The following is a 23,063-nucleotide window of genomic DNA, read 5'->3' as shown; positions in this document are numbered from 1 at the left end:
TTAACGACGCGGTAGTTTTATTTGCGGCTCTTCAGCTTGCTTATACAGAATTTGAGTTTTACCAATAATTTGCACTTGCTCAGCGTCGGTATGCTGAACAATAGTTGCCATAATTTGCTGGCGTAACTCTTTGTCTTCTTCCGGCACTTTTACTTTTATGAGCTCATGGTGTTCAAGTGCTTGCTCTATTTCGGCAATAACACCTTCGGTTAATCCGTTTGCGCCTAATAACACAACAGGCTTTAACGGGTGAGCCAGTCCTTTCAAAAACTGCTTTTGTTTATTTGTTAATGACATTTGCTAATATTCCGGTTTACGACTTGAATTTTTGGTATTGTAACGCCAGATAAGGTGTTCTAGCCAGTTAATTGAGGAAACTTCGGTAAATCATGGGAAAAAAGCGCAGTGTCAGTAGTCAGCGTTGGCTGAAAGAGCATTTTGATGACCATTTTGTGCAAAAAGCGCAAAAAAAAGGCCTGCGTTCTCGGGCGGTTTTCAAACTGGAAGAAATTCAGCAAAAAGATAAGTTGATCAAAAAAGGCCAAACTGTCGTTGATCTAGGGGCTGCTCCCGGCGGTTGGTCACAATACGTGGCTGACTATTTCAATGGTGACGGGCAAATTATCGCCTGCGACATTTTGCCGATGGATCCAATCGCTGGTGTCGATTTCCTTCAGGGCGATTTTCGTGAAGAATCTGTACTGGAGGCGTTAACCGACAGAATTGGTGGCAAGAATGTCGATGTTATATTGTCGGATATGGCGCCCAATATGAGTGGTAATGGCACGGTTGATCAAGCTCGCTCTATGTACTTAGTCGAGCTTGCTTTAGATATGTGTCACCAAGTATTGAAACCTGGCGGCCATTTTGTCGTCAAAGTATTTCAGGGGCAAGGGTTCGAAGAGTTCCTGAAAGATGCAAGAGCCGCTTTTAAAACGGTCAAAACACGTAAACCAGATTCTTCTCGGGCTCGTTCCAGAGAAGTCTACTTGGTAGCGACAGATTATAAACTGTAGTACCCTGTTGGGTAGTGATTTTAATAGAGGTAATAGGCTTTGAGCGATATGGCAAAGAATCTCATCTTGTGGCTGGTAATAGCCGTTGTGCTGATGAGCGTTTTTCAGAGCTTCAGTCCAAGCGAATCGTCGTCTTCAACCATGGCGTACAACGAGTTTGTAAGTCAGGTTAACAATGGCAACATTCGCAAGGCTGAATTTGGTGATGACGGACGCACGATTTCAGGGGTAACTCGAAACGGACAATCTTATAAAACGGTTGTTCCAACCCAGTACGATCCAAAAATCCTGGACGATTTATTGGCGAACGACGTTCAAACACAAGGTACTCCTCCTGAGGAACAAAGTATTCTTGCGTCTATTTTCATTTCATGGTTCCCAATGCTGTTGCTTATTGGTGTATGGATATTCTTCATGCGTCAAATGCAAGGCGGTGGTGGCAAAGGCGCCATGTCGTTCGGTAAGAGTAAAGCCCGTTTAATGAGCGACGAGCAAATAAAAACAACGTTCAAGGACGTGGCTGGTTGCGACGAAGCCAAAGAAGAAGTAACCGAGTTGGTTGACTACTTAAAAGATCCATCGAAGTTCCAACGCCTGGGCGGTAAAATCCCGAAAGGCGTGCTAATGGTTGGTCCTCCTGGTACCGGTAAAACCTTGCTGGCGAAGGCAATTTCAGGCGAAGCCAAAGTACCATTCTTTAGTATTTCGGGTTCTGACTTCGTTGAAATGTTTGTCGGTGTTGGCGCCTCGCGTGTTCGCGATATGTTCGAGCAAGCGAAAAAGTCAGCACCATGCATCATCTTTATTGATGAGATAGATGCGGTAGGCCGTCAACGTGGCGCAGGCCTGGGCGGCGGTCATGACGAGCGCGAGCAAACACTGAACCAAATGCTGGTTGAAATGGACGGCTTTGAGGGCAACGAAGGTATTATTGTCATTGCCGCTACTAACCGCCCAGACGTACTTGACCCTGCATTACTCAGACCTGGACGTTTTGATCGTCAGGTTGTGGTGGGGCTACCTGACGTTCGCGGTCGTGAACAAATTCTGAAAGTACATATGCGCAAAGTACCTTTAGGTGATGATGTTAAACCAGAGCTGATCGCTCGTGGTACACCAGGCTTCTCCGGCGCAGATTTAGCGAACTTAGTGAATGAAGCTGCCTTGTTTGCTGCACGTGGTAATAAGCGTGTCGTTGCGATGGAAGAATTCGATAAGGCAAAAGACAAGATCATGATGGGCGCAGAGCGCCGCTCGATGGTCATGACCGATGATGAGAAAGCGATGACCGCGTATCATGAAGCGGGTCACGCGATTGTTGGTCGTTTAGTACCAGAGCACGATCCTGTCTATAAAGTATCTATCATTCCACGCGGTCGTGCGTTGGGTGTGACAATGTACTTGCCCGAGCAAGACCGGGTTAGTCACAGCAAGCAGCACTTAGAAAGTATGATTTCAAGCTTGTTTGGTGGTCGTCTGGCCGAAGCCATTATTTATGGCGATGAAAAAGTCACGACAGGCGCTTCTAACGATATTGAGAGAGCAACAGAAATTGCTCGTAAAATGGTGACTCAGTGGGGCTTATCGGAAAAAATGGGACCACTGCTTTATGCTGAAGACGAGAACGAGGTGTTCCTTGGTCGTCAGGTGACACAGCATAAGAATATGTCTGATGACACAGCGCGGGCTATCGATGAAGAAGTGAAATCTGTTATCGATAAGAATTACCTGCGCGCAAAACAGATTCTTGAAGAAAATGTCGATATTCTTCATGCAATGAAAGACGCGTTGGTAAAATATGAAACTATCGATGCAGACCAAATCGATGACTTAATGAATCGTCGTGAAGTTCGCCAACCTAAAGGCTGGACAGATAACAATAACGACGGTGACGGCACTAACGGTGGCGCTGCTAAAGCAGATGATACCGAAGAGCGTCCAAACAGACCTATCAATGTCGATAAGCCTGGTGACGCAACCTCGTAAGAAGTAGGTTAATTTAAAAAGCCACCGCAAGGTGGCTTTTTTGTAATAGGGAAGCAAATTGGGAGCTGCTATGCCTAAGAATCCAAAGCCTCTGCAAGTAATGGGTATTTTGAATGTGACGCCCGACTCGTTTTCGGATGGCGGTCGCTACAATCAATTAGACGTAGCCATCAGTCGAGCAAGTGAACTCATAGAGCATGGTGCCGATATTCTTGATATTGGCGGAGAGTCGACCCGCCCCGGTTCAGATGCGGTTAGTGAGGCTGAAGAGCTGGAGAGAGTTATTCCTGTTATAGAAGCAATAAAGCAGCGCTTTGAGATACCGGTTTCTATCGATACAACCAAAGCGGCGGTGATGACTGAAAGTGTTAATGCCGGTGCAAGCTTGATAAACGATGTGAACGCGTTAAGAGAAGCAGGGGCAGTTGAGGCGGCGGCTCGTTCTGGTGCAGAAGTGTGCCTGATGCACATGCAGGGCGAGCCGCGCACCATGCAAGAGCAGCCACATTATGACGATGTTGTCTGCGACGTTAAACGCTTTTTTCAAGAGAGAATCGATGTTTGCACGGCGGCGGGCATAGCAAGAGAAAAAATTTGGCTCGACCCCGGGTTCGGTTTTGGCAAAACACCCCGCCACAACTATCAGCTATTACAACGACTGCAGGCGTTTCATGAATTGCAACTGCCATTGCTCATTGGTTTGTCACGGAAAAGTATGATTGGTCATGTGACTGGTCGAGACGTGAGTGAACGATTGGCAGGCAGTTTAGCCGGTGCAACCATTGCAGCGATGAAAGGAGCACGTATAATTCGCGTTCACGATGTAAAGGAAACGGTTGATGCGATGAAAGTCGTCGCGGCAACATTAGAAGGAGAGCACATTTGAGTGAGCGTAAGTATTTCGGCACTGACGGTGTCCGTGGGCGAGTTGGAGACTACCCCATAACCCCTGACTTCGCGGTGAAATTAGGTTGGGCCGCGGGTCGAGCCTTAGCAGCAAAAGGCGCAAGTCGGGTATTGGTCGGAAAAGATACTCGCGTGTCAGGCTATATGCTGGAGTCAGCGCTTGAAGCGGGCTTGGCTGCTGCGGGTGTTGGCGTTGATTTTCTAGGGCCTATGCCGACCCCCGGAATCGCTTATTTGACCCGAACTTTTAGAGCGGCGGCTGGTATTGTGATTAGTGCTTCACATAATCCTTATTATGACAACGGTATAAAATTCTTTTCCGACAATGGTCATAAACTGCCTGATGCTACGGAGCTTGAAATAGAACGTCTTATCGATGAGCCGATGGACTGTGTTATTTCGGAAGAGCTCGGGCGTGCTCGGAGAATTAATGATGCAGCAGGTCGTTACATTGAGTTTTGTAAAAGCGTGTTCCCCAATGAGATGACCCTCGAAGGTCTGCATATTGTTGTCGACTGTGCCAACGGTGCAACCTATCACATCGCCCCTAATGTATTTCGTGAGTTAGGCGCAAAAGTGACGGAAATTGGTACAGAGCCGAACGGTTTAAATATCAATCATGAATGCGGTGCGACACACCTCGATGCGTTGCAAAAAACGGTGATTAAAGAGAAAGCCGATTTAGGCATTGCCTTAGATGGTGATGGCGATCGCATTATGATGGTCACCGAAAATGGACGTGCGATTGATGGTGATGAAATTCTGTACATGTTAGCAGTCACTGCGCAACAGCAAGGGCAACTGCAAGGTGGCATTGTCGGCACCTTAATGACTAATTTCGCTCTTGAACGCGAACTGAACAAGCGCAATATACCTTTTGTGAGAGCAAAAGTAGGCGACCGCTATGTGATAGAAGAACTGGTTAAACGCGACTGGTATTTAGGCGGCGAGAACTCCGGGCACTTAATCAATCGCCAACACCATACGACAGGCGACGGTATTATCGCCGGTCTGCAAGTGTTAGCGGCTATGTATCAGGAAGGAAAGTCATTAGAGCAGTTGAGTTGTGACTTTAAGAAAATGCCTCAGGTACTGGTGAATGTTCGTTTTGAAAAGGGGCAACAGCCACTTGAGTCATCGGCTGTGAAAAGTGTCGTTAAAGAAGTTGAGTCAGCTCTTGGTGACAAAGGCCGAGTACTGTTACGTAAGTCAGGCACTGAGCCGCTTATCCGAGTCATGGTAGAGGGAGAGGATGAAGGCAATGTGCGCGCTTATGCTCAACAAATCGCCAGCGAAGTTGAAGCGGCTACAAATTAAACACTTAGCGGCTTTGCTAAAAATGTTGCTTGTATCTTTGAGCGGGTTTCGCTACTATTCCCGCGCTCTGAAGTAGAGGACAAATTATGCCAAATGCATCGTTAGTGATTGCAAACTGGAAAATGAATGGAAATAAAGCGTTGGTCAAAGAAATGACGGCGTTTTTAAGAGATAACAAAGAGCAATTTAATGCTGTTGACGTTGTCGTTTGTCCTCCTTTTACGCTTATTTCTGATTTAACGCGTGAATGTTACTACGACGATATAGCCGTTGGTGCGCAAAATGTATCTGAGCATGAAAGTGGTGCTTACACTGGTGAAGTATCAACGTCCCAGTTAAAAGAAGCCGGTGTTGGTTGTGTGTTAATTGGTCATTCAGAGCGACGTCAGTTGTTTGCTGAAAATGATGAGCAAATTAACCGGAAAATTAAATCAGCATTGAGCGCGGATTTACAAGTGGTTCTTTGTGTTGGCGAAAATAAGTCACAAAGAGACGCAGGCGAAACCTGGAATGTGGTATCGCAGCAAGTGAAAAATGCATTGCAGGACGTCGCCACTGACAACGCAGGAAAAATTGTTGTTGCTTATGAACCTGTTTGGGCAATAGGAACAGGTGACACAGCAACACCTGAACAAGCTCAGGAAGTGCATGAAAATTTAAGAGCACTGGTTGTCGACTTGTTCGGTGAAATTGGCAATAAATTGCCATTGTTATACGGCGGTTCAGTCAAGCCTGATAACGCAAAAGAACTGTTTTCACAAAAAGACATTGATGGTGGCCTGATAGGTGGTGCAAGTTTAAAAACTGACGACTTCCTAAGCATCTGCCAGGCAGCACAAGGGTAATTTAATTATGTATGAATTTTTAATGATCGCATTTTTGGTCGTTGCCATTATCTTGGTCGGATCTATCATGATTCAACAAGGTAAAGGTGCAGACATGGGCGCATCGTTTGGTGCGGGTGCATCAAATACTGTATTTGGATCGTCAGGTTCGGGTAACTTCCTGAGTAGAACGACAGCGATCTTGGCCGTTGTGTTTTTTGTGTTGAGTTTGGCGCTAGGTAATTTATCAACGTCAACCGGTGAATCGACTGACGATTTCTCTGATTTATCGGTTCCAGAACAAGAAGAACAGTTACCGCCAGCGGAAAGTAAAGAAGACGAATCGTCGGACGTACCGCCGGTTAACTAAAGAATTTGCAGAAGTGGTGGAATTGGTAGACACGCTACCTTGAGGGGGTAGTGCTCTTACGGGCGTGCGGGTTCAAGTCCCGCCTTCTGCACCAATTAATTTCTCTCTGATTGTTGCTTCAGAGCTTGAAAATAAAAGAAAAAAACGTATAATGTGCAACAAGTTTCGGACGCGGGGTGGAGCAGTCTGGTAGCTCGTCGGGCTCATAACCCGAAGGTCGTAGGTTCAAATCCTGCCCCCGCAACCAAATTCAATGAAGTAGGACATGGTAATAGACTTCGTTGAATAACTGACAAAGGGTCCAGTGTTTAAAAAGCCCCGCAGCAGCTCGGGGCTTTTTGCTATGTGACCTTAGCTATCTTAAGATAGCCAGAACACTGGGCGCTTGCGCCCTTTTTTTGTTTTTAGGAGGCAGTAATTGGCAAATTTGCAGGAACGGTTAACAGACATTATTCGACCCGCGGTTGAAGCTCTGGATTACGAGCTATGGGGCGTTGAGTTTGTTCGCGCAGGTAAATTTTCGACATTGCGCGTATATATTGATCACCCCAACGGTATCAGTGTAGATGACTGCGCAGATGTTAGTTATCAGGTTAGTTCGTTATTAGATGTTGAAGACCCGATAAATGCTGAATATAACCTGGAAGTTTCTTCTCCCGGTATGGAAAGGCCGTTTTTTAATACCGAGCAAATGGTGCCCTATATCAATGAAACTGTTGCAGTACAGTTGATAGCCGCCCAGAAAAACAAAAGAAAATTTCAGGCATTATTGGAAGCAGTTGAAGACGACACACTGACTTTAACTGTCGATGACGATACGCTTCAGGTGAAAATGCGCGATGTAAAGAGCATTCACCTGGTCCCAAGATTTGATTAGATTGCGTTGGCGAGGCAGCACTCATGAGTAAAGAAATACTGTTAGTCGCAGAAGCGGTTTCAAACGAAAAAGCCGTCCCAAGAGAAAAGATTTTTGAAGCGTTAGAGTCAGCTTTGGCGCACGCGACTAAAAAGAAGTACGAAGGCGATATCGATGTACGTATTGATATTGACCGTCAAACCGGTGAGTTCGATACCTACCGTCGTTGGTTGGTGGTTGAAGATTCGGATGAAGGCTTGGAACATCCGTACCGCGAAATCAGTTTGTCAGCAGCGCAGTATGAAGATCCGTCACTGAATTTAGGTGACTATGTTGAAGAACAAGTTGACTCCATTCAGTTTGACCGCATCACCACGCAAACGGCGAAGCAAGTTATTGTGCAAAAGGTTCGTGAAGCTGAACGTGCACAAGTGGTTGATGAATATCGTGACCAAGTCGGTGAAATGGTCAGTGGTATCGTAAAGCGTGCTAACCGAGAGCATGTGATTTTAGATTTAGGTAACAATGCCGAAGCTATTATTTATCGTGACGAAATGCTGCCGCGTGAATCGGTTCGCCCTGGCGATCGCATCCGTGGTTTGCTTTACGATGTGAAGCCAGAAGCGCGCGGTGCTCAACTGTTTGTTAGCCGAACGCATCCTGAGTTTCTGTTAGAGCTATTCCGCATTGAAGTCCCAGAGATTGGCGAAGAAATGATAGAGCTTCGTGGTGCAGCACGCGACCCAGGCTCACGTGCTAAAATTGCTGTTAAGAGCAATGATAAGCGAATTGACCCGGTTGGCGCGTGCGTTGGTATGCGCGGTGCCCGTGTTCAAGCCGTTTCAGGTGAGCTTGGCGGCGAACGAGTTGATATTGTTCTTTGGGACGATAACCCGGCGCAATTTGTTATCAATGCAATGGCGCCGGCTGAAGTGGCATCTATAGTTGTTGACGAAGATGCCCACACCATGGATATCGCCGTGGCGGAAGATAATCTGGCACAGGCTATTGGTAAAGGTGGTCAGAATGTTCGCTTGGCAAGCCAGTTGACCGGCTGGACATTAAACGTCATGACAGAAGATGAGTTTAATGAGAAAAACGAAGCGGAAACGCAACGCTTGTTAAACTTGTTTATTTCAAGCTTGGATATTGACGAAGATTTCGCAACGGTACTGGTAGAAGAAGGCTTTTCATCGCTTGAAGAAGTCGCTTACGTGCCAGTTGCAGAGTTCCTTGAAATTGAAGGAATGGATGAAGATATTGTAGAAGAGCTTCGTGGTCGTGCTCGCGCTTACTTAACGACGAAAGCACTGGCTAACGAAGAGTCTTTAGAATCGGCTGAACCTGATGAAACCTTGTTAAACTTAGAAGGAATGGATCGCCACCTTGCTTACGTATTAGCAAGTAAAGGCGTGACCACCCTGGAAGAGTTAGCAGAGCAGGGCATTGATGACTTAGCCGATATTGAAGAACTTGATGAACAGCAGGCTGGCGATTTAATAATGAAAGCCCGCAATATTTGCTGGTTCAGTGAAGAACAGTAAAACGATCAGCGGAGGTACAACAGACTATGGAAGAAGTAACGCTCGAAAAGCTGGCCAAAGATGTCGGTACAACAGTTGATCGTCTGGTTCAGCAGTTCGCTGAAGCGGGCATGAACAAAAAAGCTGGCGACTCAGTTAATGAAGAAGAGAAACAAAAGTTGCTGGCTCACCTAAATCGCCAACATGGCGGTGGTGGCAGCTCTGAACCCAGCAAAATGACATTGAAACGCAAAACCAAGAGCACGCTGAGTGTTGGCGGTGGTCGTGATTCTAAATCGGTACAAGTTGAAGTTCGTAAAAAGCGGACTTACGTTAAGCGCTCAGCTGCAGAAGAAGCAGAGCGTGAAGAACAAGAGCGTGTAGCGAAAGAACAGGAAGCGGCAGAAGCGAAACGCCGCGAAGAAGAGCAAAAGCGTGAAGAAGAGCAGCGCAAAGAAGCAGAGGCAAAAGCCAAAGCGGAGCGCGAGAAAGCCGAAAAGGAAAAGGCTGAGAAAGAAAAAGCTCGAAAAGAGAAAGAAAAAGCACGCCAAAAAGCAGAAGCTGAAAAGCGTGCTGCGATGACGCCAGAAGAGCGTGAGGCGGCTGACAAAGCGAAAGAAGAAGCTGAAAAACTGAAACGTCAGCAAGAAGAAGAAGCCCGTAAAAAAGCGGAAAAAGAAGCGGAAGCGCAAGCGGAAGAAGCTCGTAAACTGGCAGAAGAGAACGCAAAACGCTGGGAAGAAGAAGAGCAAAAACGTAAGCAGCAAGAGCAGGAAGATGTGCACTTTACAACGTCTTCTACAGCTCAAGAAGCAGAAGACGCTCAGGACTTCGATGAAGAACGCAAAAGTCGCCGTCGTAATAAAAAACGTCGTCGTAAAGATGAAGAAAATGAAGACGCACCGCGTCGCGAGAAGCGTCGTAAGGGCGCTCGTAGAGGAGCTTCTTTGCAACAAGGCTTTAATAAACCCGCTCAACCTGTTGAGCGTGAAGTAAAAATTGGCGAAACCATTACGGTGGGCGAACTGGCAAACCGCATGGCGGTTAAAGCAGGTGACCTCATAAAAACCATGATGAAAATGGGCGAAATGGTCACTATCAACCAGATTCTGGATCAGGATACAGCCGCTCTGGTTGTTGAAGAGCTTGGTCATAAACCCGCATTGGTTAAAGACAATGCGCTTGAAGAAGAAGTGCTTTCTGATCGCCACGAAGGTGGTGAAGAAGCGCCGCGCGCACCGGTTGTCACCGTTATGGGTCACGTTGACCACGGTAAAACGTCACTGCTGGATTACATTCGTAAAGCGAAAGTGGCTTCTGGCGAAGCCGGTGGCATTACACAGCACATTGGTGCGTATCACGTAGAAACTGATCAAGGCATGGTGACTTTCCTGGATACTCCAGGACACGCTGCGTTTACGTCAATGCGTGCTCGAGGTGCAGGTGCTACGGACGTGGTTATTCTCGTTGTGGCGGCGGATGACGGCGTTATGCCGCAAACCAAGGAAGCTGTTCAGCACGCGAAAGCAGCTGGCGTTCCTTTAATTGTTGCTATCAACAAAATGGATAAAGAAGAAGCGGACCCTGACCGTGTAAAAAACGAGCTGTCTCAGTTGGATGTTATTCCAGAGGACTGGGGCGGTGATACCATGTTTATTCCAGTGTCCGCGCACAGCGGACTAGGAATTGACGAACTGTTAGAAGGCGTGTTGTTGCAGTCTGAAGTCCTTGACCTTAAAGCTGAAAAAACCGGCATGGCGTCAGGTATCGTGGTTGAATCACGTCTTGACCGTGGTCGTGGACCAGTAGCAACCATTCTTGTCCAGCGTGGTTTGCTGAAACAGGGGGATGTGGTTCTTTGTGGTCTTGAGTACGGCAAAATTCGCGCGATGCGTGACGAAAATGGCCAAGAAATTAAAGAAGCTGGCCCATCAATTCCAGTGGAAATACTGGGTCTGTCTGGTGTCCCTCAAGCAGGTGATGAAGCGACTGTTGTAAAAGACGAGCGTAAGGCCCGTGAAGTGGCAAACTACCGTCAAGGGAAATACCGTGAAGTGAAGCTGGCTAAGCAGCAGAAAGCGAAGCTGGAAAACATGTTTGCGAACATGGAAGAAGGCGATGTTTCAGAGTTGAATATTGTTCTTAAGTCAGACGTTCAAGGTTCACTCGAAGCAATTTCTGATGCATTGACCAAGCTGTCTACCGATGAAGTGAAAGTGAATATTATTGGTAGCGGTGTCGGTGGTATCACCGAAACTGATATTTCTCTGGCAAGCGCTTCTAACGCTATCGTCGTTGGTTTCAACGTTCGTGCGGAAGCAGCAGCCAGAAAACTGGTAGAGCAGGAAAACGTCGATCTCCGTTATTACAGTGTTATTTATGACTTGATTGACGAAGTAAAAGCGGCGATGAGCGGTATGCTTCAGCCTGAGTTCAAGCAGGAAATCATTGGTCTTGCTGAAGTTCGTGATGTCTTTAAGTCGCCTAAGCTTGGTGCTATCGCCGGCTGTATGGTCACTGAAGGTATTGTGAAGCGTTCAGCGCCAATTCGTGTCTTGCGTGACAACGTCGTTATTTATGAAGGTGAGCTTGAATCACTGCGTCGCTTTAAAGATGACGTTCAGGAAGTTCGTAACGGTATGGAATGTGGTATCGGTGTTAAGAACTACAATGACGTTAAAGAAGGCGACCAAATCGAAGTCTTCGAAACGGTTCAAGTTGAACGTAAGTTGTAAGGAAAGGTATGCCACAAGACTTTAGCCGCACCGAAAGGGTGCGGCATCAGTTACAACGTGAGATCGCACTCATCATACAGCGCGAGGTGAAAGACCCTCGCGTGAGCATGGTGACGGTTTCCGATGTAGAAATATCAAGAGATTTAGCGTACGCCAAAGTATTCGTTACCTTTTTCAATGATGACGAAGCAGAAACGAAAACAGCACTGAAAATTTTAAATCAAGCGACTGGTTTCATTCGTTCACTTTTAGGTAAGCGGATTAAAGCGCGCATTGTGCCAGAGCTGAAATTTCATCACGACACCTCCTTAAATGAAGGTATTCGTATGAGTAAGCTGGTGGCGGAAGCACGCGCACGTGACAACAAAAATAAGACCGATTCAGAGGACTAAGCAATGGGCAAAGCTCGTCCCCGTAAAGGGCGTCCTGTCTGTGGCGTAGTCTTTCTGGATAAACCGAAGGGCATGAGTTCCAATCATGCCCTTCAACGTGTTAAGCGCCTCTACAATGCTCAGAAGGCCGGCCATACCGGCGCTCTGGATCCTTTAGCAACCGGCTTATTGCCCGTGTGTTTAGGGGAAGCCACTAAATTTTCTCAATACCTGCTTGATGCGGATAAAAGCTATCGGGTTGAAGCCACTTTGGGTGTGCGAACAACGACGAGTGACGCAGAGGGCGAGGTAGTAGAGCGTAAGGCGGTCAATATTTCCGAAGACGATATTCGGAGAAAGCTGTCGGAGTTTATTGGGCAGCAACAACAAACTCCGTCTATCTATTCCGCGCTTAAGCACGAAGGCCGACCATTGTATTATTACGCTCGCCGCGGTATTGACGTCCCACAAAAAGTGCGTGAGATAACCATCCACTCCATTGAGTTTATTCAGTTAGTTGGTGAGGTTCTTGAGTTACAGGTCAGCTGCAGCAAAGGGACTTATATACGCACATTAATCGATGACCTGGGTCAGGCATTAGGGTGCGGAGCGCATGTTTCGTTACTGCATAGAAATGGTGTGGCGGATTTAAATGCGGACAATATGTTGGCTATAGAGCAGCTGGAGCAATTGGCTGAAGCGGGCGATCTGGACGCACAGCTCCATTCGGTTGATTGTCTGCTACATGCCTTACCAGAGCAAAAAGTCACTCGTTCTGAAGCAAGAGATTTACTTCATGGGCAGCCGGTAGATAATTGCTTAGATCGTGAGGTTGCCGTTGGCGATCAATGCCGTATGTGGAGTGAACGTATTGACGGAGGAAAAGAGTTTATTGGTGTCGGTGCTTTAAGAGATGATAACCGCTTTTGGCCAAAGCGCGTGTTAGCGCTTGAATTCTGCGAGTTCTCTCTCGATGATTTGAAATAATCATTGATTTTGGGCGCTGTCTCTATATAATACGCGCTTCTCCCGCCCCTGAATTAGTGATCGGAGGCGGATATTTCACATAATTAGGAGTTATTATGTCACTAACTGTTGAACAGAAAGCTGAAATCGTAAAAGAGTTTGGTCAAGGCGAGAACGACACAGGTTCTCCAGAAGTACAAATCGCTTTGTTGACTAAAAACCTGGCAGAGCTTCAAGACCACTTTAAATCGCACAAAAAAGACCACCACTCACGTCGTGGCTTGTTACGCATGGTTAGCCGTCGCCGTAAATTGCTTGACTACCTTAAGCGTAAAGACGAAAAGCGTTATTTATCAGTTGTTGAGCGTTTAGGAATCCGTCGCTAAGACACTGAACAAAGCAAAAATTTTGTAAGAAAGGGCTGAATTGAAAAATTCAGCCCTTTTTTGTGTTCTTTTTAGTCTTATGGGTCTTAATTTTGTCACAATTCCCTTATACTATGCGGCGAGACAAATAAAGAGAGAAGACGAACATCAATCCGGATGTTCTATATTTATTAGGTAAAGGAAAGACAACGTGAATCCAATTACGAAACAATTTCAGTACGGTCAGCATACAGTCACTTTAGAAACTGGCGTTATTGCACGTCAAGCCACTGGCTCCGTATTGGTCAGTATGGATGACACAACAGTTCTGGTAACTGTTGTTGCAAAAAAAGACGTCCGAGAAGGACAAAACTTTTTCCCGCTGACAGTTAACTATCAAGAAAAAACATACGCAGCAGGTAAAATTCCGGGTGGCTTCTTCAAACGCGAAGGCCGTCCAAGTGAAAACGAGACGCTGACATCGCGTCTTATCGACCGTCCAATCCGTCCTTTATTCCCTGAAGGCTTCATGAACGAAGTTCAGGTGGTTGCTACGGTTGTTTCAGTTAATCCACAAATTAACCCTGATATTGTTGCACTAATAGGTGCGTCAGCGGCGCTGTCAATTTCAGGTGTCCCATTCGCAGGCCCAATCGGTGCTGCGCGTGTTGGTGTGGTAAACGACGAGTATGTATTGAATCCAACCATGGATGAGCTGGAACAGTCTAAGTTGGATCTTGTGGTTGCAGGTACAGAAAACGCAGTATTAATGGTTGAGTCTGAAGCAGAACTGCTGTCAGAAGACCAAATGCTGGGGCTGTCATGTACGGTCATGAAGCCATGCAGGACGTTATCAAAGCCATTGAAGAATTTACTGCAGAAGCAGGTAAAGAAAAGTGGGACTGGAAAGCACCAGAGAAAAACGAAACTCTGCAACAGAAAGTTCGTGAGTTGGCAGAGCAAGGTATTGGCGAAGCTTACCGCATTACTGACAAAGCTGAGCGTAAAGGTAAGCTTGACGAAGTTAAACAGCAGATGACTGAAAAGCTGACAGCTGAAGACGAAAATGCTGACTTAGAAGAAGCTGGCGAGATTTTCCACGATCTTGAAAGCGAAATTGTTCGCAGCCGTATCATTGCTGGTGAAAAGCGGATCGATGGTCGCGACCCGGACATGGTTCGTGCTATTAGCGCAGCGACTGGTGTTTTACCACGCACTCACGGTTCTTCATTGTTTACTCGGGGTGAAACTCAGGCTTTGGTTACCGCAACATTAGGTACAGACCGTGACGCTCAAATGATCGACGAGCTAACTGGCACGAATACCAGCCGCTTCATGCTGCATTACAACTTCCCTCCATATTGCGTGGGTGAAACGGGCATGATGGGTTCTCCTAAGCGTCGTGAAATTGGTCATGGTCGTTTAGCGAAGCGTGGTATCCAGGCAGTAATGCCAAGCCATGATGAATTTCCATACACCATTCGTGTGGTTTCGGAAATTACAGAATCAAATGGTTCAAGCTCTATGGCGTCAGTGTGTGGCTCCTCACTAGCATTAATGGACGCAGGTGTTCCCATCAAGTCGTCTGTCGCCGGTATCGCGATGGGTCTGGTAAAAGAAGGCGACAAGCATGTCGTTCTGTCTGATATTCTGGGTGACGAAGATCACTTAGGCGATATGGACTTTAAAGTAGCGGGTAACAACGACGGTATTACTGCGCTGCAAATGGACATCAAAATCGACGGTATCACTCGCGATATTATGGAAAGTGCGCTGGCACAGGCGAAATCAGCTCGTTTACACATTTTGAAAGTGATGGACGAAGCGATTGGCGGACATCGTCAGGAGCTGTCTGCTTATGCCCCACGTTTTACCACAATCAAGATTGATCAGGACAAGATCAAAGACGTGATTGGTAAAGGCGGTGCTGTTATTCGCGAGCTCACTGAGTCGACTAATACCAACATCGAAATTGGTGATGATGGCACGATTAAAGTAGCTGCTAGTGACCAAGCTGATGCCGATGCGGCGATTGAGAAAATCAAGCAGCTGACGGCGAATGTTGAAGTTGGCAAAATTTATCAGGGTAAAGTCGCACGTATCGTAGACTTCGGTGCTTTCGTTACTGTGCTGCCGGGTAAAGATGGTCTTGTTCATATTTCTCAAATTGCAGAAGAACGTGTGAACGACGTAAACGAATACCTGAAAGTTGGTGATGTTGTTCCGGTTAAAGTACTGGAAATTGATCGTCAGGGTCGTGTTCGTCTGAGTATGAAAGAAGCGGTTGAGAAAAAAGAAGACGCTAACGACACAGCAAGTGGTGAGAGCAGTACTTCAGAAGAGAGCTCAACAGAAGAGTAATTTCTCAATTGACGAAGAAGCCCCGCTATTTTAGCGGGGCTTTTTTTTGCCTGAAAGGCGCTGAATGTGCTGTAATGTGGGCTATTGATAAATGAAAGGTATTATTATGCAGTTGGTTCGTTTCCATGCCGTCGTTGGCTTAGCTATTGTTTCGATGTTTCTATCCGGTTGCGCCTCGCTGGTGGGGCAACAGCCGTCGGCGATAAGTCAACTGGTTCTGGCTGAGCCAGAACGAGCCGAATTTCGTTATGAAATAGAATTGGCGCGGCTTGATCAAGTTTTAACGGAAGACTTAAGCCCCGAGCAACGCGCTGAACTGTACTATCGTCGTGGTGCTTTATATGATGCGGTTGGTCTTAGTACACTGGCCAGAATGGACTTTACGCGCGCCCTTGAATATAACCCACGGCTTGCCGATGCTTATAATTTTCTTGGCATTCAATACACTCAGCTACAAGAGTTTGACTACGCTTATGAAGCCTTTGACTCAGCGATAGAGTTAGAGCCTAAACATAACTATGCTTACTTAAATCGCGGTATAGCGGAATATTATGACTCGCGCTATGAGTTGTCGAAGGAAGATCTGGAATATCATCTGGAACGAGAACCTTCTGATCCATACCGAGTCATTTGGCTATATTTGACTAGCGTGGATATTAATGCCGAAAACGCAAAAAGTACGCTTCGCCAGAATATTAATGAGCTGGACAAATCTGATTGGGGTTACCAGATAGCGCAGCTATTCCTCGGTAACCTGCATGTTGATGAGTTCCTCGAAAAGATGACCCAGCAGCTTGGTGAAGATGAGCAACTGACAGAGCGCCTGTGTGAAGCTTACTTTTACCTTGGTAAGTACATGCAACTTAAAAATAAGCCGCTAGATGCGATGAACTACTTTAAGCTGGCACTTTCAACTAATGTGTATGAGTTTGTCGAACACCGGTACGCATCAGTCGAGTTAGATCGGATTCGACAGTCGCTTATCAATCGATGATAAAAAATTCACTCGCCGTTATTCTGCTTTTGGTGTTTGGTTATATCAGTCACCAATACCTCACTGAGGGTCAGGAACGCTATAGAAATGCGGTCAGCGGTAACATTCATGAACAACACATGCTAGCCAACGCATACTGGCAGCAAGGTAATAAAACAAACGCTTATTACTGGTGGGAAAGAGCGGCTCAGAAGGGGAGTGTAAAAGCCATTCACCAGTTAATGGCATACTTTCCTCAACAGACGGATGAATGGCTGTCGTTAGCTGCAAAAGCAGAAATACCATCAGCGATAAATGCAGTCGCAAAGCGCGAGCTTAACAGTGCAAGATTCTCTTTGGCAAGCTGGTTGACTCGTTGGGAGCAGAAGCAAACGACTTGGCTTGATAAGCAACGCAGCTTGCTGAACTCTTTTGAAAGCCATGGACAGTGTGATAGCACTTTGGCTGTCATTGGTCACAGCGACGCTCAAAAATCAGAGTACCTCAGAGTCTTGAGCGCATTGGACAACAGTGAATTTGAGCTTAACTGGTGTTCTCGCTGGGTGGTCGACGGGGCGCTTGAATGCACGCTTAAGGGGGAGAGAGACCGTGCAGAGTGCAATTCGGGTGAGCAAGCCGATTATCAAATCATTCTTGCTGATTCGGGGATTGCCAGTGCTTCCAGCCGTCAAATAGTATTAACGGAGCATAGCTCGCGCGCCGTCATTCAGCATGAGATTGCTCATTGGTTGGGATTAGCTGACGAGTACCCCATGTCAGGCGTTTTGGCGAAAAGATTTTGCCAGGGGCTTTATCAACATAAAAGTCTTAATGTCGTAGTAACCGATTCGACTGAGCAAGGTGTATCAGAGAGCGATATCAAAGCCTTATATCAACGCCTTCCCTGGCAAAATAGTCTAAGCTCCTGGAAAGACATTGCTCAGCATACCGGCCAATACTGGGTGTTGGGCTCCGATGCAAGCAAGCATAAAGTGGGGCTATTTAAAGCGGATACATGTAATGCTGAAGAGGGCTTTCAAGCCTGGAAGCCGGTTAAAGAAACTACCGCTATGGAACAGCATGCAACCGAATACTGGCCAAAGGTGTATCTGGAGCTAATAGAGGCTCAAAGCGAAACGGCTAATTGAGCCAGTATAATCACCGGACAGAAAGTCGCCATAAACCACAGTAAAGAACGCAGTTTGTCGTAGTTCGCTAAATAAGCAATATGGTAGAGCACTCGTAAAACGATAAAGGCGATAGCCAGAAACTCAATACGCTCTGTTACAGCGTTTGTTGCTATGGCCGCTAATAACGCAACTGCGTATAAAGGAAAGGCTTCATACGCGTTATAATGGCCAGCAACAGCGCGTGCACCGCGACCGATAAGCCGTTGTTGCTGAGCTCTTGGGTGTTTATTGTCGTAGCCGTTGTCGCGGTTTTGAAAGTAAACAACAGGCGCCTTGGCTAAAATAGGTAACAGCCCGGCAATGAGTAGACACCATATAAGTAAGCTCACAAAGCGCTCCTGTTGCTTTTAATGTTTTAACGAACGGTTTCACCAGCCGCTTGTAGATCGGCATGGTAAGACGAGCGGACCAACGGGCCACTGGCGATGTGTGAAAAGCCCATTTCTTCGCCAGCTACGCGCAGTTCTTCAAATTCGTCAGGGTGCACGTAACGCGCTACTGGTAGGTGATGACGGCTAGGCTGAAGATACTGTCCAATCGTCAGCATATCAACATCGTGCGCTCGTAAGTCTTTCATCACCTCAAGAATTTCTTCTTTGGTTTCTCCCAAGCCAACCATGAGTCCTGATTTGGTTCGAATGTCAGGGCGTGCTTCTTTATACTTTTTCAGCAAATCAAGTGACCACTGGTAATTCGCACCCGGGCGTGCTGCCTTATATAAGCGAGGCACAGTTTCCAGGTTATGGTTGAACACATCTGGTGCTTCGTCTTTTAAAATGTCTAAAGCAACTTGCATACGACCACGAAAGTCAGGTACTAAAACCTCGACTTGAATGTCGCCATTACAGTGGTGGCGAATTTCGCGAATGCAGTCAGCAAAGTGTTGAGCACCACCATCGCGTAAGTCATCACGGTCAACTGACGTGATAACCACGTATTTCACTTTCATGTCGCGAATGGTTTTACCTAATTTCTCTGGTTCTTCGGAGTCCGGAGGTAATGGACGACCGTGCGCAACATCACAGAAAGGGCATCGACGTGTGCAGATGTCGCCTAGGATCATGAAGCTGGCCGTGCCGTGATTAAAGCACTCCGGGAGATTAGGGCACGACGCTTCCTCACAAACAGAATGCAATCCGTGACTGCGCATCGCCTGCTTAATTTCGTCAATTCGCTCGGTTGAAGAGGGAAGTTTCACTTTCAACCATGATGGTTTACGCAGCATTTCGTCGCGCTCGGTTGGAATAACCTGCACGGGTATGAGGGCCATTTTGTCGGCGTCGCGCATTTTGACGCCAGGTTCAACTCTAACTGGCTTTGACATAATCTTGAGCGAGTCCTGTTTGTTGAAGAATGTTGCTGTATGACAGCGCATCTGTGAAATGCTTGATAACCGCATTTGCGGCTTCATCAAAACTTTGTGGTCCATTCATATCTTTCGTTTGGACCATTTGTATACCGGTTAAGCCACACGGGTTTATGCGGGCAAAAGGTTCCATATCCATATTAACGTTGAGTGCGAGACCATGGAATGAACAGCCTTTGCGAATGCGTAGTCCTAATGAACACACCTTGTCACCGCTGACATAAACGCCAGGCGCATCGCGTCTCGCTGCTGCCTCTATGTTATAGTCAGCAAGCATATCGACAATGGTTTGCTCGATGCGGTTGACCAGTTGTCTGACGCCATATTTTAAACGTCGAATATCCAGTAGAAAGTATATAACGACCTGACCAGGGCCGTGATACGTGACCTGACCACCGCGATCAACTTGTATTACGGGAATGTCTCCCGGGGCAAGGAGGTGCTCTTCTTTACCTGCTTGCCCTTGGGTAAAGACAGGATCGTGTTCAACCACCCAGAGTTCATCAGCGGTGGTTTCGTCACGTTGGTTCGTAAACGCCTGCATGGCGTGCCATACAGGTTCGTATGGCTGCCTGCCAAGTGTGCGTATGATAAGAGTGTCATTCATGCCGCAATTATAACGTTTGCAAAGCCCTACGGCTAGTCGTTACATCAAAGTACGTAACGAACGTCATCAATATCGGAAAGCGAACGGTACAATATTTCTATGTGCTCCTGACTTTCCACTCGAACCGATACAGACACTGAATGATAGTTTCCTTTGCTACTTGGCTTAATGGACGGTGTATAATCCCCGGGAGCATGCTCCTGGAGTACGGCTACTACTTGATCAGGTAAACTCTCAGTCGCGACGCCCATCACTTTAAACGTGAAGCGCGTCGGAAAGTCTACCAGTTTATCAAAGCGCGTTTTTTGCATGACTTAAACCTTTATTCTTCACTAAACTGTTGCTTAATATAGTCCATGATTTTTTTGAAAAAGCCGCCTTCCTCAACAGCTTGTAAGGTAACTAACGGGAATGATGCAACATCTTCGCCATTAAGCTGTAAATATACGGTGCCTACTTTTTGCCCCTTACTTAGTGGTGCTTGTAGCTTCTGGTCTAATTCGAAATTTGCGTTTAAATCATCTTTTTGACCGCGAGGCAAAGTGACAACAACATCCTCGCTGATACCTAACGCTACTTCGTCGATGTCGCCACCCCAAATGCGGTGCGCCACAAAGCTTTCACCGGCTTCATAGGCTTTTACTGTCTCGTAGTAACGGAAACCGTAGTTAAGTAGCTTTTTACTTTCTACTTTGCGTGCTTGTTCGCTGTTCGTTCCCATAACGACCGCAATGAGACGAGTGCCGTCTTCTACAGCAGAAGAAACCAGGCTGTAACCGGCTTCATTTGTATGCCCAGTTTTAATGCCGTCGACATTTAAACTTCTGTCCCACAACAACGAGTTGCGGTTGTACTGCTTAATGTTGTTATAGGTAAAGGATTTTTGCGCGTATAACTCGTACTCTTCTGGCGTTTCATTAATCAACGCGCTGGCCAAAGTTGCCATATCACGTGCCGATACGTACTGCTCTGGATCTGGCAGCCCATGGCTGTTTGCGAAGTGGCTGCTTGACATGCCAAGTTGTTGCGCGTAGTTGTTCATGAGGTCAGCGAAGGCGTCCTCACTACCGGCGATATGTTCAGCCATGGCCACACAGGCGTCGTTACCTGAAGAGATGATAATACCTTTGTTCAGCTTTTCGACAGGCACTTGTTTGCCAACTTCGATAAACATCTTTGATGACTCAGGAAAGTTCTTAGCCCAGGCATTCTCACTAATGGTGACTTGATCACTTGGTGAAATTCGGCCGGCAAGAATTTCTTTTCCAATAATGTAACTTGTCATCATTTTAGTCAGACTTGCAGGTGGTAAGCTTTCGTCTGCATTTTCTTGAGCCAGCACTTTACCGGTTGTGTGGTCAATCAAGATGTAAGCTTTCGCATTAACGGATGGTGCGCTAGGCACCAGAGATTGAGCTGCTGCTACGCTTGCAGTACTAAAGGTAATGGCAACGATGGCAAAAAAACGACAGATTTTTTTCATTGGAATTATCTTTTTAGTCAGGTGAAACAACATGTAAAACGCGAGTTTTAATTTAGCGCCGGATTATATCAGTTCTGCGCTGTCCCGTCAGGCGCAGCCGTAGTGTTTTGCGTTGCTTTTACACGAAAGGCTTTAGGGTAACCACTGGCTCTTACTTGTTCGAGTAGGTTGTGACTTTCGTGTTCCGGAACAGGCCCTAATACTAGTTTGTATAGACCATCATTTTGTTCGGTAGTTGCAATTTCTTTAAGCGTTGTCGGTAATTGGTCTTTTATTTGCGACAAACGTTGCTTATCGGACGATGCCACTAATTGAATATGGTAAGAACTCGTTGCTGGTTGCTCACCGGCACTGGCTAACGGTGTTTTCAGGTTTATCGCTTCGACCCGGACATGAGCGGTTCCAGAATCCAGCATATCAAGCTTATAAGCGGCGGCAAAAGAAAGATCAATAATGCGTTCGGGGTGGAAGGGGCCGCGGTCATTGACTCTTACGATAACGCTTCGTTCATTGCTTAGGTTAGTGACTTTTACATAAGTGGGTAAGGGCAGTCGAGTATGAGCAGCTGTCATACTGTACATGTCATAGTACTCGCCATTCGAGGTAAGATGGCCATGAAATTTATTGCCGTACCATGAGGCATACCCCTCTTCGACATAACCGTCGGCTTGCTCCATAACCTCATATTGTTTACCAAAAACTTCATAGTCGCGGTTGCCCTGAGGACTATGCGGCTCGGGAACCGGAACCGCATTTCTTAACTCTGCCTGAGTTGGTAAGCGAGTCGGCGCGCTATCGTGATGTTGGCTGTACCTTCCTGAGGGATCAGAACTGCAACCAACAACCAGAACAGTGATTAACGAGAAATAGAGCAGGCTAGCGGCGCGCATTTTTCAATTGCTCACTGAATTGGTAAACCGCCATGGCGTAGAGTGGGCTGTGGTTATAGCGCGTAATCACGTAAAAATTATTGTAGCCCAACCAGTATTCTGCAGCATTTTCAGTTTCAAACTCAAAGACCCGAACCTTGGTGTCCGGTGTCACGGTTTCGTTATTGGGTAAATCAAACCCTTGATTTTTCAGTGCTTGACGCGTGGTATTGGGCTTCATGCCCTTACTAATCACTTTTGACCAGTTCTCACTATGGTTCAGCGATTGAGCAACAGGCTGTCCCGCTTGCCATTTATGTTTTGCGAAGTAATTGGCGACACTGCCAATGGCATCGACCGGGTTGGTTAACAGGTTGCGCTCACCATCACCGTCAAAGTCGACGGCATAATGACGATAACTGGATGAAATGAACTGTCCGTAACCCATAGCTCCTGCATAGGAGCCTTTCGCTGAATTAATATCCCAATCCTCTTCAGAAGCTAACTGAAAGAACTCTGAAAGCTCAGAACGAAAGAATTTAGCGCGGGGGGGGTAATGGAAACCTAAAGTATAAAGTGAATCCAATATGGAATATTTTCCCATATAGTTACCATAAAAGGTTTCTACTCCAATAATTGCGACAATGATCTGAGCCGGAACACCGTACTCTTGCTCTGCTTTTTCGAGTGTGGCTTCGTGCTCTTCCCAAAACTTTAAACCGGCTTTTAGGCGTTTCTCAGTTAAAAAGATTGGATAGTACTGATACCAGGGTTTGGCTTCCCAAGGGCGCTGTATTGCTTCAAGGACTTCGTTGTTAACCTTGGCCTTGCTTAACCACTTATTCAATTGCTCTCTGTCAAGGTTATGCTGCTGAACTTGCTGCTCAATAAACTCATCAACACTTGGTATATTGTCCTGTGCTGCCAGACCAAAACTGAAAATAGATAGTGTAATGCCTGCTAATAAACGCATAACCAG

General features: G+C 46.6%; 22 protein-coding genes, 2 tRNA genes and 1 pseudogene. 17 read left to right on the top strand and 8 right to left on the bottom strand.

All coding sequences use genetic code 11. The annotated features are described in order from the left end of the window. Positions 1 to 297 (bottom strand): ribosome assembly RNA-binding protein YhbY, encoded by a 297-nt coding sequence (gene yhbY / locus CEW91_RS08260; protein ID WP_088768521.1) that lies wholly within the window; start codon positions 295 to 297, stop codon positions 1 to 3. A gap of 92 nt (positions 298 to 389) precedes the next feature. Here yhbY and rlmE point away from each other — a divergent pair, with 92 nt between their 5' ends. The 17 genes and pseudogenes from rlmE to CEW91_RS08175 all read left to right on the top strand — a co-directional run bounded on the left by rlmE (position 390) and on the right by CEW91_RS08175 (position 17,717). After that, the gene (gene rlmE / locus CEW91_RS08255; protein WP_088768520.1) at positions 390 to 1,016 is read left to right on the top strand and encodes a 23S rRNA (uridine(2552)-2'-O)-methyltransferase RlmE; all 627 of its coding nucleotides are present in this window, start codon (positions 390 to 392) and stop codon (positions 1,014 to 1,016) included. A 39-nt stretch (positions 1,017 to 1,055) separates the two neighbouring features. Then, positions 1,056 to 3,002, top strand: a complete 1,947-nt coding sequence (gene ftsH, locus CEW91_RS08250) for an ATP-dependent zinc metalloprotease FtsH (protein ID WP_088768519.1) — start codon at positions 1,056 to 1,058, stop codon at positions 3,000 to 3,002. 70 nt (positions 3,003 to 3,072) lie between these two features. Then, positions 3,073 to 3,888: a dihydropteroate synthase gene (gene folP / locus CEW91_RS08245; protein ID WP_088768518.1), complete on the top strand. Its 816-nt coding sequence runs from the start codon at positions 3,073 to 3,075 to the stop codon at positions 3,886 to 3,888. Beyond that, positions 3,885 to 5,225, top strand: a complete 1,341-nt coding sequence (gene glmM / locus CEW91_RS08240) for a phosphoglucosamine mutase (RefSeq protein WP_088768517.1) — start codon at positions 3,885 to 3,887, stop codon at positions 5,223 to 5,225. Before folP ends, glmM begins: the two co-directional genes overlap by 4 nt. Before the next feature lie 86 nt (positions 5,226 to 5,311). Then, positions 5,312 to 6,070, top strand: coding sequence for a triose-phosphate isomerase (gene tpiA / locus CEW91_RS08235; RefSeq protein WP_088768516.1), 759 nt, complete (start codon positions 5,312 to 5,314; stop codon positions 6,068 to 6,070). 7 nt (positions 6,071 to 6,077) lie between these two features. Beyond that, entirely contained in the window at positions 6,078 to 6,419 is a 342-nt protein-coding gene (gene secG / locus CEW91_RS08230) for a preprotein translocase subunit SecG (protein ID WP_088768515.1), read from the top strand. Between the two features lie 7 nt (positions 6,420 to 6,426). Next, positions 6,427 to 6,513: transfer RNA gene (locus tag CEW91_RS08225), tRNA-Leu, on the top strand. A 76-nt stretch (positions 6,514 to 6,589) separates the two neighbouring features. Next, positions 6,590 to 6,666: transfer RNA gene (locus CEW91_RS08220), tRNA-Met, on the top strand. A gap of 171 nt (positions 6,667 to 6,837) precedes the next feature. Then, entirely contained in the window at positions 6,838 to 7,296 is a 459-nt protein-coding gene (rimP, locus tag CEW91_RS08215) for a ribosome maturation factor RimP (RefSeq protein ID WP_088768514.1), read from the top strand. 23 nt (positions 7,297 to 7,319) lie between these two features. Further along, a complete protein-coding gene (nusA, locus tag CEW91_RS08210) occupies positions 7,320 to 8,819 on the top strand; it encodes a transcription termination factor NusA (protein ID WP_088768513.1) in 1,500 nt (499 codons plus the stop codon). A gap of 26 nt (positions 8,820 to 8,845) precedes the next feature. Next, on the top strand, positions 8,846 to 11,533 hold the full coding sequence (infB, locus tag CEW91_RS08205) for a translation initiation factor IF-2 (RefSeq protein ID WP_088768512.1): 2,688 nt from the start codon (positions 8,846 to 8,848) through the stop codon (positions 11,531 to 11,533). Positions 11,534 to 11,541: 8 nt separating this feature from the next. Further along, complete coding sequence (gene rbfA / locus CEW91_RS08200) at positions 11,542 to 11,925, top strand: 30S ribosome-binding factor RbfA (protein WP_088768511.1); 384 nt, start codon at positions 11,542 to 11,544, stop codon at positions 11,923 to 11,925. 3 nt (positions 11,926 to 11,928) lie between these two features. Beyond that, complete coding sequence (truB, locus tag CEW91_RS08195) at positions 11,929 to 12,891, top strand: tRNA pseudouridine(55) synthase TruB (RefSeq protein ID WP_088768510.1); 963 nt, start codon at positions 11,929 to 11,931, stop codon at positions 12,889 to 12,891. Between the two features lie 95 nt (positions 12,892 to 12,986). After that, complete coding sequence (rpsO, locus tag CEW91_RS08190; protein ID WP_053952810.1) at positions 12,987 to 13,256, top strand: 30S ribosomal protein S15; 270 nt, start codon at positions 12,987 to 12,989, stop codon at positions 13,254 to 13,256. 190 nt (positions 13,257 to 13,446) lie between these two features. Beyond that, positions 13,447 to 15,596 (top strand): annotated as a pseudogene (gene pnp, locus CEW91_RS08185) (polyribonucleotide nucleotidyltransferase). A gap of 91 nt (positions 15,597 to 15,687) precedes the next feature. After that, positions 15,688 to 16,590, top strand: coding sequence for a lipoprotein NlpI (nlpI, locus tag CEW91_RS08180; protein WP_232506944.1), 903 nt, complete (start codon positions 15,688 to 15,690; stop codon positions 16,588 to 16,590). After that, a complete protein-coding gene (locus tag CEW91_RS08175) occupies positions 16,587 to 17,717 on the top strand; it encodes a peptidase (RefSeq protein WP_088768509.1) in 1,131 nt (376 codons plus the stop codon). Before nlpI ends, CEW91_RS08175 begins: the two co-directional genes overlap by 4 nt. On the opposite strand, the gene CEW91_RS08170 is transcribed toward CEW91_RS08175, so the two are convergent. From CEW91_RS08170 to mltB, 7 genes are all read right to left on the bottom strand, one after another. Further along, on the bottom strand, positions 17,696 to 18,088 hold the full coding sequence (locus tag CEW91_RS08170) for an MAPEG family protein (protein WP_088768508.1): 393 nt from the start codon (positions 18,086 to 18,088) through the stop codon (positions 17,696 to 17,698). The genes CEW91_RS08175 and CEW91_RS08170 overlap by 22 nt on opposite strands. Positions 18,089 to 18,114: 26 nt before the next feature. Then, positions 18,115 to 19,083, bottom strand: a complete 969-nt coding sequence (lipA, locus tag CEW91_RS08165; protein ID WP_088768507.1) for a lipoyl synthase — start codon at positions 19,081 to 19,083, stop codon at positions 18,115 to 18,117. Then, complete coding sequence (gene lipB, locus CEW91_RS08160) at positions 19,067 to 19,732, bottom strand: lipoyl(octanoyl) transferase LipB (RefSeq protein ID WP_088768506.1); 666 nt, start codon at positions 19,730 to 19,732, stop codon at positions 19,067 to 19,069. Before lipB ends, lipA begins: the two co-directional genes overlap by 17 nt. Positions 19,733 to 19,776: 44 nt before the next feature. After that, a complete protein-coding gene (ybeD, locus tag CEW91_RS08155) occupies positions 19,777 to 20,043 on the bottom strand; it encodes a DUF493 family protein YbeD (protein ID WP_088768505.1) in 267 nt (88 codons plus the stop codon). Between the two features lie 11 nt (positions 20,044 to 20,054). Further along, positions 20,055 to 21,215: a D-alanyl-D-alanine carboxypeptidase family protein gene (locus CEW91_RS08150; RefSeq protein WP_088768504.1), complete on the bottom strand. Its 1,161-nt coding sequence runs from the start codon at positions 21,213 to 21,215 to the stop codon at positions 20,055 to 20,057. Positions 21,216 to 21,283: 68 nt separating this feature from the next. After that, positions 21,284 to 22,105, bottom strand: a complete 822-nt coding sequence (locus CEW91_RS08145; protein WP_088768503.1) for a septal ring lytic transglycosylase RlpA family protein — start codon at positions 22,103 to 22,105, stop codon at positions 21,284 to 21,286. After that, entirely contained in the window at positions 22,092 to 23,057 is a 966-nt protein-coding gene (gene mltB / locus CEW91_RS08140; RefSeq protein ID WP_088768502.1) for a lytic murein transglycosylase B, read from the bottom strand. The genes CEW91_RS08145 and mltB overlap by 14 nt, the downstream gene beginning before the upstream one ends. Between the last annotated feature and the right edge of the window lie 6 nt (positions 23,058 to 23,063).

The organism is Idiomarina piscisalsi (genome assembly GCF_002211765.1).
Lineage (GTDB): Bacteria > Pseudomonadota > Gammaproteobacteria > Enterobacterales > Alteromonadaceae > Idiomarina > Idiomarina piscisalsi_A.
The sequence above is the reverse complement of the archived record's forward strand: the minus strand, read 5'-3'. Positions and strand labels throughout refer to the sequence as shown.